Raw genomic sequence first — 12,573 nt, forward strand, 5'->3', positions numbered from 1 at the left:
AACTGGAATGAGGGCTGTTTTTCAAGCAGGGTTCAATACCATTCCAAATAAAAAAGCCTTTAGACACCAGTGTTTAAAGGCTTTTTGTTTTTAAAAGTCGCTTTTTGGACTTTATCTGGCGGAGGAAGAGGGATTCGAACCCCCGGACCTGTTACAGTCAACAGTTTTCAAGACTGCCGCATTCGACCGCTCTGCCATTCCTCCAGTAAGACGCAATTATTTTCTCATTGCGGGTGCAAAGATAAAATGTTTTTTTGACTGTGGAAACTTTTTTGAGGTTATTTATTAAGATTGTTTAATTTTCTTAATTGTATGTCAATAGCACCTGAATTTGCCTTAATAAAATATTTTTTTTCAATTTGCCTAAAGACATTTAATGTGTCATGTCCAGTAATATATGTGCTATTATAGATAAATCCTGCCTTGCTAAAAATTATTTTTTCAAAATTTTCAACTTTACAATTATAAGGATTTTTTTTATTGCGTTTATATATGGATTTCTTGAATTTGACTAAAAGGTTACAGTATTATTAAATAATCTTTCGCACGGCTGAAGGCAACATTGATTATGAATAGTTTTAGAGTGATACTTAAAAATAGGTATTTATACGTATGAATCTAATTGCTAATTTATCATATTTTCGCATAGCACTAAGAACTAAAAATGTTTTTAAATAGCGTATAAATTTCAAAACTTGTTTGTTTTAATATATTTAGAAAAACAAAGATTATGGTTTTCCGTAAAAATAAAATAAAAAAATAGTCTAAATTCGTCACGTATTTAATTATCATTAGATGAACAAAATAGAAATTATTATAGACAAAGAACATAACGGAAAAGATGTCAGTCTATCCGGGTTGTCTGTCAATACTACAAATGCTCTTATTGAAATATTAAGTGCATTGCGAAACATTGCTGTTCATGAAGGAAAACCAGATATTAAAATAGGTCTTGTTGAAGGAAGTGCCTGTGCAGTTTTAGAAGGAGAGCAAGAAACCATGCAAGTTATTCACAGATCGATCATGAAGGTAGTAGATAATGATCCTAATCGTGATAATTTTTATGTGGATAATTTACAAGTTATTAAGGAGCAGATAAATGAGCGGGGCTTTGAAGTGAAGGTTAGATATCTTGATAACGGAAATCCAACTTCTTTAAGAGAAGCATTTAATGCTTCGTTTCGTAAGAAAAGAGTTCGTACCAATATTGAAAACAGTTTTAATATTGAATTTTTTTATGGAAAATTACAAAGCAACGGTGGTGACAATCCAAACTTTCACATTATTTCTGATTTTACAAAATATGTAATATCATGTACTGAAAAACAGGCGCAAACAGTAAATCAATTTTTATATAAAGAATTTAGATTTTCGGCGTGGTCGAAGATGGGGCCAAATAACAAAATGATTTATCAATATTGTGATATTTACGAATCAAATAAAAGAGATTTTTATAATGAATTTAAACGTTTCTTTTATGAATTAAAGAGATTAGAAGGCACTGCTGCAATTAAGAAGATACATTATAAATTAAAAGAGTTTTATTCAAATAATGAATTTGCGGAAGCTAGAAAATTTATACGCATTTTTCTAAATGATACAGTGGAAGTCAGTACACTAATGGCCATTTTAATTATCTCAAAAAGATTTAAAAATCATCCTGATTTGCAAGAGTTACTTGGACAAATAGAAGAATTGATTGTGAGTAAAACTAAAAAACCTGTATTGTAATGCCTTTAGAAAGAAATTATATTGAAGAAAACTTAACATTATTAACTGATTGCGATAATTCCGAAGATTTCGTTGCTATAGCAATTATGGTAAGAGATGGGGTAGGTTATCACTCTGGTTTAGTAATCTGTTTAAAAGAGCATTTTTATTTTTTCCACTATACCGGTAGGAAAGTTGAAATGCAGCTACTTGAAGAGCTTCCTGCAGACTTGTATATAAAAAAGTTAACAATTTTTGAACCGTCAAAAGTAGAGTATATAAAAGCATTCTGTGAAATTTTAGAAGAAGAAGCTCACCCTATTTATGGCTGGATATTTACAGATTCATTTTATACGGGAGATGGAACTTATTATTCAGAACAAGGTGTACCTGATATCACAACTTGTGTCGGCTTTTGTATAAATGTTATTCGTGGCGCTTTATATAATAATGAAGTTTACATAGCAACAGACGAATGGGATGATACTACGCTGGATGATTTGCAGCATAACTTTACAGAAAACATTACTGCTCAGCTAGCATTTTTAGGAGAAATTGATCCTGCTAGATTAGCAGTGATTACAGAAAGATCATTTAAACGAATTATGCCGTCTGAATTAACTAGTTCGGGTTTTTTTGAACAGCTGCCAATAAAAAAAAATAATATTGATCCAGTGAATCCTATCGTAACAGATATAATATTAGGAAGGCATATTGCGTCTTAATTTTTATAGAATTTTAATTTGAAGAAGGTCTGATTGTGAATATAGACTTTAATATTTTAAAAAAACAAATCAATAGGAAAAGAACTAAAATTTGAAGTAAAATTTATTATTAATAAAGATGGTGAAGCTTTTCTTGATCGATTCTATGCGATTTTAAGAGAAGTTAAAGATAATTTTAGTATAGTTGAACAATATGAAGTTCATCTAGATGAAAATGAGAGTTATAAAATTGTTTTTTAATAAAAGGAAATTACAAAAGGAGTCATTTAATGATACCAATGAAATTCCTTTGAACGGATAATGTGAATATACATTCTAATTATTAGAAATCAAACTATATGCCGGGTTTTATACCTATAAAGCAAACCAGTCACTTCAAAAAAATGTTTAATTTCTATTCAAAGACAACCTTACAAGGGTGCATTTTTACCTTTAAATTTGCAGCATACAGATTAGAAAAGTAAGTATAGATTTTGTTAATCGGACTGCGGAGTCAATTATTGTTGAATAATATATAGGTTAAATCGAAGTATAATGAAGTACAAAAGCAGTCTTTTTAAGACTGCTTTTTGTGTTAAGCTTCTTAGATTCAGTAATTACAACTTTTTATGGAATTATCAAATATCAATTTTTTCAAATAAAAACGATTCTGGGCTTGAAATCCAATCGATATTTTTTGCAAAATAAGTTACAGGATCGCATATTATTAAAGGAGTATATGATGGATCTGCCATCTTGTTAGCATCAATTAAATATAGATGATAATTTTTCGATTTAATTTTAGCAGTCTGGATTTCATTTGAAGACCAATGAAAGTGCGGTTTACCTTTAAAAGTTTTTACTTCAATAAAACGATCTAATGATTCGGAACTTGTATCATTAAATGAAATTATGTCGTAACCAGCACTAACATCCATGATGGATATTCGTTTAATTTTATTTAGGTCTTTTCTGATTGAAAGGCGTTTACACTCATAATTGACTACAAAAAGTTCTCCAGTTTCCCCAAGTAATTTTTGCTTCTCTAGCTTTCTTAAAAGTTCAGCTTCACTTATTTTCCTTTTTACTTTATTTTCACTAATAATATAGTTTACGAATAAATCACCTAGATAAAAATTACCATCGTTACTTTTTTCTAATATGCTAAGTGATAATAATAGATTACGGTAGCAAGCATGTTTGTATTTTATATTATATCGAGGTAATATATATTTGTCTATTTGACTGTCGTACTTTATTTCGTCAAGGGATATTATATTTTCTTCTATTAAAAAATTTAAAAGAGTTTTGGAAAACCAATTTCGATAACTGAGTAAGTCAAATTTCAAATGTTTTATTCCTAAATCACATAATTGAACACTATTATTTTGCAAATAAACTATATTTAGTTGTTCAAAAAGCAACAAAGCATAATCTATATTTAAATTTATTTTTCCTTTATTATGCAGACGTAAATTTGTAAGGGAATTAACAGAAGATACACCCTCGATCAGATTCTTCCAAATAAAATAAAGACCTTCTAAATCTGCAATTTCACTACAAGCTTCTATTTTTTCGTTTAACATAATCTACAATTATTGCTTTAATATCTGCATCTCCTTCATCTCCGATATTTTCAAATAATGGTATGGGAGCAGATTCGATTAGTGCAAGCATCCTTTCTTCTTTTACATGTAAACGGGTATTGATGGTCTCTTCAATAGTATCTTTTGAAAGTAAATAATAGTAATTCGTATTGACTCCTTCTGGTAATCCATATCTATGAATCCTATCTTTTGATTGGATGAAATGAGCACAATTAAAAGAACGTTCTATATATATAGCATTATGACAAACTTTATGTAGCGAAATCGACTCTGCAACAGCAAATGGATTTGCTATTATTACCTTAAAACTACTCTTTGTATTATGAAATTCATGTATTATTGCTTCACGTGTTAAAATATAATTTTCATCATCAGGGCTCATACCATCTGTTGCAACAGGAGTAGCGCCATATAATGTGCGACTTTCAATGCCTATAGAACTAAGATAGTTTTGAAGATGTTCAATCGTCTTGATAAAAATAGCCCAAATAATTACTTTACCATTTGCTTGGATTATTTGTTTAACTAACTCTCCACATTTTTCAAATTTTGATGGAATTTCGTTAGTGTAGTATCTCATAACATCATTCATAATATTTGAATCCTCGCTCGCAATTGTAGAAAAATCTTCGCCATTTTCTTCTTCAAATTTAATTAATGGATCACGCAGTAAGGCTGGATTAGAGGCTACCTGCTGAAGTCTTATCAATTTTGCTTTAACTAACGATGAATGTAAATTAGAGTGAGATTTATTGACTTCATCAACAAAACGTTTTTCAATAAAATCATATATACGTTGTTGTGATTCTTTCATTAGAATCAAGATCGGTGGATGTTCAATAGGTTCGGGGATATTTAAATCCTGCTTTTTTATACGTATATAAAAAGGGTCTATATTGGACATCAAATTTTGTATTCTACTATCATTCAAAGAGCTACTCATATCACGTAGTTGGCCAATATTGTATTTTGTAACGTTTCTCTTGGGCCAAATAAAATTGAAAAGATTATATAAATCTTCATAACCATTTGGAACAGGTGTACCAGTAAGAACTATTCTAGAGGAACACAAAGGAGCAAGTTCCATAATTGTTGAAGATATGATGCCGCCGTTTGTATTTTTAATTTTATGAGCCTCGTCAAGTACAACCATAACTTTGTAATTTGCTAAAAAATATTTTAAAGAATCTTTTACAGACAAAACAGAAGCATAGCTAATAAGAGTTATTTCAGCAGGAATTCCATAAAAATATTGTTTCTTGTTTTCAGAAGAAAGTGCACCGTTAATTCGCTTACTATCTGGTTTGTATCCAAAGCATTCTTGAAATTCGAGCTCCCAAGGTGCGAATGAACTTAGGGGGCCAATGATTATTATCTTATCAACCTTTTTAGGATTATCTGAATTTAGATTCTTTAGATAGGTATATGCACCGTAAACAATACTTGTTTTTCCCGCTCCAGGAACAGAAAAATTACAACCACTTTGAGAAAATGCTAAATGATAAGCTGATAATAGTTGAAGAGGATAGAGGCTTCTTTTTGGCAAATGATCAATTAATGCACTTGTGAATTCTTCGAAATCATCCTTTATGCAATTGTTAGCTTTGATATTATGTGCCTTTTCACTAAATTCCTCGAATTGAGATTCCCTTTCTAAGTATTGTTGAATATCAGAGCTAATTTGAGTATCATAAGTCACCTCTGCGCCAATATATTTAGCGGCGAGTCCTAAAAGTTCAGCGACACGTTCAATTGGCTCATCTGATTCAATAGAAAGAGAATCTGAGTCTGAAGTATAAATTAATTTAGTGCGTAGAAGCATTTTTGAACGTCTATTCCGCATTAGTTCCTGAACTGAACCAGTTACTAAATATTTTGAATTATTACATGATGATATCTTTAACTGCATAATTCTTGATTTAATACTTTTGAAATGTCTTCAGTGATTTTCGTTAAAATATTAATCTTTGTGAGTAATTCAGATTTTTTATTACTTTGGGATACACTATTAAGATCGATTGCAGCAAGTGCATTAATTGCTTTTTTGATTAATTCCTCTGGCTTTTCCTTAGATTTTTTATTTTCGATGATGTTTTTACTATCATTAAATGCAGACATTAATCCCTCGCGCATTTCATCCTTCCATTTCTTATCACGTTGATTTAGTAATCTATATATATCTGCTTCATTACCAGTTTTTTTTAAAACATCTTCGAGTTCTTCTTCTTCTTCACAATCTATAATTAAATCATTATATGCGCCTGCGAACGTATTCCAAGTTTCCTCGTCATTAAGAAAATTATGGTTAGAAGTTGAAGCAATTGCTCTAAAGTCAAATTCACCTTTTTCTTCAAGTCTGATAAAATCAAAACTAATATTTCTCAAATCAGTTTCAACTTCATCCAATTTATCTGTTTGAATCCAATTTATTTTTCCGCTTTGTACTTTCTTAATGGCTGTATTTAATTTTAAAAAATCATCCTCACATCCTCTTGGTAAACGTGTATAAATTCCAACATATCCATATGTTTCGAGATAATTATCGATAAGTTCCATGATATCCAAGTTTAGATTTACATCTTTTGCGGAATCAAATCCCATATATTCTGCAATTTGCTCCAATGTGAATTTTTTTACATGCATATCACGAGTATGTAAATATTTTTCTATAGGATTGTAATCAACCTTACTATCAGCTCCCATTTGAAATGATGTTTCTAAACGGAGTATTTCTTTTTCATCAGCATCTTCTGGAAGAATTCTTGCCAGAAAATAACAACATTTATCCTTTGTAGTTTGGTCATAATCTGACTCTTTCGCAATTCTTCTTAAAAGTGAAGCTCTTCTGTTACCATCTACAATTATACCGTCCATAGTAATAATTCCTGGCTCTAATTGTCCGTTCTCAGCTAAATCTTTTAATGTTTTTTTATTACGTGGTTCGTTTGAATCAAATAGGAATTTAGCAATTCTTTGGGAGTCCTTTTCATTATTTACGTCTAATGATCCGTATTCTCTTTTATATGACTTTACCAAACTACTAATTCGACCATTTTCAACATTATATGCAAGAAATTCTATCGGTATTTTATAAACATTAAATTCACGGATTTCTCCTTGATATTTCAATTTTGTACCTGTAGCTACAGGTTTTCCATTTTTAATTTCTTTAATCTTGATTTTTCTTTCTTGTGCGGTCATATTAGTTAATATTAAAGAATTCTTGAATAATAATTTTTAAACTGTCAATCGTTTTTAAATTAAGAAAAAAATCGCAGTCGCGATAAACTTTTTTAAAATCTGCATTTCTCGCAATCCATCCAGCTCCATCTAAAATATTTACAACTTTTGTGTTTTTATTTGCTTTTGCATCTTGAACAATGGGCCTGATTGTATCTTTGTAATATTCAGTTTGCTTTGAACTAGTTGTTAAATAGAAACTGGAATTTATAATGATTTGTTTGCCTTCAAAAGAAATTAAATTTAACTGTTTATTTAAAAAGCCTGGTATGTCCATCTTTTTATATTCTAAGCCAAATCCCGATACAATTTTTAATATTTTTTCATCAAGTTTTTTCTGATATAAATCACGGTATTTACTATTGTAATTAGTTGTGACTTTGTCTTTTATTAAATTTCTGATGTAATCATCATTATTCAATCTTTCAATTGTATTATTATCAATTCTAAAATCATAAAGAATAAATTGGGGTATAATAGCTGAGAATTTTGGGCTAACATAACCAGAGGAAAATAATTCGCAATATTCCTCCATCATACTTGGATTACTTATTAACTCGGTTCTAAGTTTTGAATTTGACCATTCGGATTCAAATGTGTATCCTTGATTTAGTCTAATCCAAGAAACGACTCTTTTAAATTTCTCGTTACTGATTCCTAAAAGCGTAATGATTTTATCTATTGAGTCTTTATCGCTTTTGATAAATAATTTTAAACCAGCCAAAGTGCCAATACCTCTAAGTTTTTCTTTTAAAAGTTTTACTTCAGATGTAAGGTAATTTTCAAAATAGGCTTCTATTGTACTGTCGCACAGAAACATTGTTGTGGTTTTAAGCGCTTCTTTATGAACTAATTTTTCCATACCTATTTCTTATTGATTGTAGATAATAATCTTTTTGCAACTTCTTTAACTACGGGAACACAAACTGAATTTCCTAATAAATCATAGCCTAATCTAATTGATTTAATATCTTTTTGAAATTCATCTAGGGAATAATCGCTAGGGTATCCAAATAATCCTAAACCTTCTTTAAGTGTGAGATTTCGTATACCGTTACCATCAACAACTCCAATTGCATTCATATCCATTGCTACTATTGTAGGCGCTTGATTGTAAATGTCCAAAAAGTGGCTAATAGGGAAGGATAATTTTCCAGTTACTATATTATAACCTTTTTGTAGTGTAGTATCCGGGATTCTTTCGGAATAAGAAGTTTCATTAATTACTGTAACAACTTTCTTTTTAGGATGTTCAAGAACAAGGTAGTTTTTATTGATAAGATCATCTAATAATTCCTGAAGATTTTCATTTGGGAAAAATGATTCAATTTGTTTTTTTGTCAGAGGCATTCCATCCATCCAGTCAATTCCAATTTCTGAAGCCCATGATTTACGTCTACGTTGTTTAAAAAGTAGATTTAATAATTCTTTTTGTTCAGATGAAACAGTTCCTTTATATTCAAAATCCCAACTATGGATATTCAAATTCCCTCCTCTTTTGTCTTTTAGAAATTTGCCATTTAAGTCCTCAGGGGCATAATGATATAATAGCTTTTGTGTAAATTTATTATTGAGACAAGGTTGTCCAAACTCTAAATAGTCTCTTACGATTGATTTAGGTTGTGGAGAAAAATCTAAATTTATTTCACCGTATTTTTTCTTACAACCAACAATAAAAACTCTCTTTCGAATTTGTGCAACCCCAAAATCTGATGCATCTAGCATTGCAAATTCTACATTAAAACCAAGTTTTTCCCTAAGAATATTGAGTATTACGGTTAACGTTCGTCCAATTTTATCAGATCGATCTTTTTTGTCATGAACTATTAAACCTTCTACATTTTCAAGTATAAAACCATCAATATTTTTAAAATGATATTCTAAAATACGTTCGATTTCGAAAAAAAGAGTACCTCTGGTTTCAGTGAATCCCCTTTGCTTGCCTGCATAGCTAAATGCTTGACATGGAAAGCCTCCAAGTAATATATTAAACTTAGGGATATCACTTTCTTTAATTTTTGTTATATCTCTTGGTGCAATGGTTTCATTTGAAAAGTTTTTGTTTAGCGCCTGTATAGCACTTTCTTTAATTTCTGACGTAAATACACATTCAGTTTGGTAACCTAATTCTTTTGCTGCCTGTTCAAATCCTAGTCTAATTCCACCAAGACCAGCAAACAAATCAATAAATTTATATTTTGGCATTTATTTTATAATGAATTTAAACCAAGTAATTATTTTAAAAGGTTTATTTAAAAATTTAATAGAAATTCTTCTTTAATTGCAATTTTAAAGCCCAAAAGGCAAAAAAAAATTATTGAGTAATCGACACTGTAATTCAGTTTTCCATTTTTGATTTTGGTAATAGTTATTATATTCAGTTGCGCTATTTTTGCAAGTTGTTCTTGATTGTAGATCTTTTTGTGTATCTCCCTAAGGATTTACCTTATTGATATAATTTAATAATAAATGATCTTTTGTAGGTAATAAATCGTTCATTTATGGGTGTATTAAATGATATAAACAGTTATTCAAAAATATAAAAAACAACTAGTTTATTTGCAATATATTGAATAAATTATAAACAAATTCGTTTAACTAGAGATGTTATTTAATTTTTCATTGTACTGTAAAAATAAATCAATTTTTTGCATTACTAGAACAATAACCAATAAGTGTTTAATATACTCGAACCCAAATTCTCCAACCCTTATCAAATACTTAACTTTTTCTCTTCAAAATATTGCTTTGCCACGATTCTGCTACGAAATTAAAAATGACTTTAATTTATTATTGAAAAAAAAAAACTATTGTCACAGGTTAAAAGAGTAGAATTTAAAATCAAAAGAAATAGTTTTTTTGATTTTTAATATATTAATTGTGTCTACAGTTCAGACATAATCTGTTTATATTTTAAAATGATGGTGGTACACGTAAATAAATTTGAAAATATATTTATATCTGAGCTAATTTAGTTTTAGTGTTTTTGTTTTTGTAAAAAAAACACCCTGCGCTATTTATTGTCAATGATGATACGATGGCGGATAAGGAAAATAATATAGTATTTATTGAAGCTGATTTACTCAACGAATAATCCCTACTCGTTGAGCAAACTCAACAGCAAGTTATTGTTTAAAGTAATCGTTCTTTAATATTGCTTTTTTGGGAGATTGGTTTTAGAATTAACGATACTATACTTCAAGACAAACGAGCGGAATACAAAAAAACAAATTGTGTCGGCATTGTCGGTACAATTGGAAAGTAAATACGGAAGAAACTTCGAAGAAAAAAACCTTCGGAGAATGATGCCGTTGGCTGAACAGTTTACAGACAAAGAAATTGTCGTGACATTGTCACGACAATTATGCTGGTCTCACTTCTTAGCAATAATAGCTATCAAAAATTTAAAAGCTAAACTATTTTATTCTAATCAAGTAAACGATCAGTTAATGAGTGTAAGCGATTTACGCAAGGAAACAGCAGCAAAAACTTTTGAACGTACAGAAATAGCAAACATACAGATACCAATTGTAGCAATTCCAGTATTATTATGACTCTTATTTGGGAGTTTTATTTATTTTTCTAATTGCGTCCGCACTGCGGACGCAATTAGAAATGTTTAGAAAGAATAGATTTATTATAGGTCATTGTTTCCGAGCTGAAACTTATATTCTTCACCTGCAAACAGAAAATCTCTGTCTAGCTGATATCTCTCAACAGTGTTGGGAGATTTGGATAATCTTTGTTTCGTAAAAAAAAAAACTAAAAGGAATATAATTTTTTTGTCCATGTCAATTGTGTCCGCAGTGCAGACACAATTTGAAATGTTTTGTAGGGTTTATTTCAGTTCTTTTATATGTCCAACAAATAGTCCTTTGATTTTTTGTTTTAAATTTGATCAAAGTTTTAAAAAAGGTTTCAAATTCAAGAACCCCTTTCTAAAAAATATCACTTAAATTTAGATTTCAGTTTTTCCATGTCTTCCATTATGTTCACATCCAGAACCTTTGCATAATGCTGGGTTTGTTTAGTGTTGGTATGTCCCATCATTGCCGAAACATTTTCCAGTCTTACTCCATTCCCTAAAGTGACAGTGGTGGCAAAAGTATGTCTGGCAACATACCAGGTAAGATGCTTGTCTATGTTACAGACGTCAGCAATTTCCTTAAGGTAGGCATTCATTTTCTGGTTGGAAATTTTCGGGATAAGACCTTTCTGCTGGTTCTTATATTTGGCAATAATTTTTTCAACTGTAGCCAATACCGGGACATTGGCTCTGATAGCAGTTTTTGCCCTACTGGTCATAATCCATAAGTTTCCATTTGAATCTTCAGATAAGTTTCTTTCTGTCAATTCCAAGGCATCGATAGGTGCATATCCTGTGTAGCAGCTGAAAAGAAATATGTCCTTAACCTTTTCTAGACGAGGCGTTGAAAAAAATTTATTCTCTATTGTGTTCAGCTCGTGCTGGGTTAGGAAAACAGCATCTTTTACACTCAGCCTGCCGTCATAAATGTTGAATGGTTTTTTTATGATTAAATCCATTTTAATGGCGTAATTGCAGGCAGTTTTATACATTTTCATATATTTTACTACTGAATTGTTTTTGATGCCTGTCTGCTCTTTAAAACTGCTCTCATACTTAAGATACTGCTCCAGTTTAAAGACAAATGAGCTTGATAGTTCAGATGCCGGCATATCTTCCTTTTTATAGTTGCTACTGATGAAATTTAAAAGTAGCTCTTTTGCTCTTTTATACTTCTGCAGAGAAGCCGGTGCGCGTTCTCCTGAGTTAACTCTTTTGGTAAAAAATAAGTTGTAAGTGTCCATAATCTCAATTATGGTTGGGCCTTCAGGCTGGTCGATTTTTACTTTTCCTGTGAGTTCAGCTTTTAATAATTCCAAGTCAACTTCAGGGTCAATCCTGAAGAGTTCAGTAAACTTTTTTTCAGCATTAAGCTGCGTAAGATCAAGAGAGCCTTTAATTACCTTCTCTTTTTCCGCCTTCAATGTATTTTTCAAGTGATTTGTCTGAATCCATCTTTCTTTCGAGATGAATTTTCCGGAGGCGATTGTAATTATTTTGTTTTTATAAGAAAGTCTTAGAATAATGGAGCTTTCTCCGTCTCGATTAACTCTGCCAGATTTTAGCAGAAAAATTGTTTTTAACATGTTATCTAGTTTTAAAATTAATAATCAAATTGAATTAAAAATTTTAAGAGAGCCCATTGACAGCAGGGAATTCCCAGGGAATTCTTTTGCTTTAGTGGTCCAATTTTGAGAAAAAAGATCTCAAAAAAAGTGGGTTACTA

Annotated in this window: 9 protein-coding genes and 1 tRNA gene; 3 read left to right on the top strand and 7 right to left on the bottom strand. The window is 30.4% G+C overall.

Annotated elements, in window-relative coordinates:
* Nucleotides 1-116 precede the first annotated feature (116 nt).
* A tRNA-Ser gene (locus tag OIU80_RS20350) sits at nucleotides 117-204 on the bottom strand.
* A 591-nt stretch (nucleotides 205-795) separates the two neighbouring features.
* On the opposite strand from OIU80_RS20350, the gene OIU80_RS20355 reads away from it, so the two are divergent.
* The gene (locus OIU80_RS20355; protein ID WP_264288804.1) at nucleotides 796-1,731 is read left to right on the top strand and encodes a hypothetical protein; all 936 of its coding nucleotides are present in this window, start codon (nucleotides 796-798) and stop codon (nucleotides 1,729-1,731) included.
* On the top strand, nucleotides 1,731-2,435 hold the full coding sequence (locus tag OIU80_RS20360; protein ID WP_264288805.1) for a hypothetical protein: 705 nt from the start codon (nucleotides 1,731-1,733) through the stop codon (nucleotides 2,433-2,435). The genes OIU80_RS20355 and OIU80_RS20360 overlap by 1 nt, the downstream gene beginning before the upstream one ends.
* Nucleotides 2,436-3,052: 617 nt before the next feature.
* On the opposite strand, the gene OIU80_RS20365 is transcribed toward OIU80_RS20360, so the two are convergent.
* From OIU80_RS20365 to dcm, 5 genes are all read right to left on the bottom strand, one after another.
* Nucleotides 3,053-4,000, bottom strand: coding sequence for a DUF3883 domain-containing protein (locus OIU80_RS20365; RefSeq protein ID WP_264288806.1), 948 nt, complete (start codon nucleotides 3,998-4,000; stop codon nucleotides 3,053-3,055).
* A complete protein-coding gene (locus OIU80_RS20370; protein WP_264288807.1) occupies nucleotides 3,972-5,843 on the bottom strand; it encodes a DEAD/DEAH box helicase in 1,872 nt (623 codons plus the stop codon). The genes OIU80_RS20365 and OIU80_RS20370 overlap by 29 nt, the downstream gene beginning before the upstream one ends.
* Nucleotides 5,844-5,920: 77 nt before the next feature.
* Nucleotides 5,921-7,222, bottom strand: coding sequence for a hypothetical protein (locus tag OIU80_RS20375; RefSeq protein ID WP_264288808.1), 1,302 nt, complete (start codon nucleotides 7,220-7,222; stop codon nucleotides 5,921-5,923).
* Nucleotide 7,223: 1 nt separating this feature from the next.
* Nucleotides 7,224-8,123, bottom strand: coding sequence for a DpnII family type II restriction endonuclease (locus tag OIU80_RS20380; RefSeq protein ID WP_264288809.1), 900 nt, complete (start codon nucleotides 8,121-8,123; stop codon nucleotides 7,224-7,226).
* A 2-nt stretch (nucleotides 8,124-8,125) separates the two neighbouring features.
* Nucleotides 8,126-9,466, bottom strand: a complete 1,341-nt coding sequence (gene dcm / locus OIU80_RS20385) for a DNA (cytosine-5-)-methyltransferase (RefSeq protein WP_264288810.1) — start codon at nucleotides 9,464-9,466, stop codon at nucleotides 8,126-8,128.
* Nucleotides 9,467-10,431: 965 nt separating this feature from the next.
* Here dcm and OIU80_RS20390 point away from each other — a divergent pair.
* Nucleotides 10,432-10,815: a DUF1016 N-terminal domain-containing protein gene (locus tag OIU80_RS20390; protein WP_264288811.1), complete on the top strand. Its 384-nt coding sequence runs from the start codon at nucleotides 10,432-10,434 to the stop codon at nucleotides 10,813-10,815.
* Nucleotides 10,816-11,209: 394 nt separating this feature from the next.
* On the opposite strand, the gene OIU80_RS20395 is transcribed toward OIU80_RS20390, so the two are convergent.
* A complete protein-coding gene (locus OIU80_RS20395) occupies nucleotides 11,210-12,433 on the bottom strand; it encodes a site-specific integrase (protein ID WP_264288812.1) in 1,224 nt (407 codons plus the stop codon).
* Nucleotides 12,434-12,573: the final 140 nt, after the last annotated feature.

It is taken from the genome of Flavobacterium frigoritolerans (assembly GCF_025847275.1).
Taxonomy (GTDB): domain Bacteria; phylum Bacteroidota; class Bacteroidia; order Flavobacteriales; family Flavobacteriaceae; genus Flavobacterium; species Flavobacterium frigoritolerans.

Bases quoted from the DNA above. Each gene is read 5' to 3' on its own strand.
- OIU80_RS20355 (WP_264288804.1), top strand. From the start codon at position 796: ATGAACAAAATAGAAATTATTATAGACAAAGAACATAACGGAAAAGAT.
- OIU80_RS20360 (WP_264288805.1), top strand. From the start codon at position 1,731: ATGCCTTTAGAAAGAAATTATATTGAAGAAAACTTAACATTATTAACT.
- OIU80_RS20365 (WP_264288806.1), bottom strand. From the start codon at position 4,000: ATGTTAAACGAAAAAATAGAAGCTTGTAGTGAAATTGCAGATTTAGAA.
- OIU80_RS20370 (WP_264288807.1), bottom strand. From the start codon at position 5,843: ATGCTTCTACGCACTAAATTAATTTATACTTCAGACTCAGATTCTCTT.
- OIU80_RS20375 (WP_264288808.1), bottom strand. From the start codon at position 7,222: ATGACCGCACAAGAAAGAAAAATCAAGATTAAAGAAATTAAAAATGGA.
- OIU80_RS20380 (WP_264288809.1), bottom strand. From the start codon at position 8,123: ATGGAAAAATTAGTTCATAAAGAAGCGCTTAAAACCACAACAATGTTT.
- dcm (WP_264288810.1), bottom strand. From the start codon at position 9,466: ATGCCAAAATATAAATTTATTGATTTGTTTGCTGGTCTTGGTGGAATT.
- OIU80_RS20395 (WP_264288812.1), bottom strand. From the start codon at position 12,433: ATGTTAAAAACAATTTTTCTGCTAAAATCTGGCAGAGTTAATCGAGAC.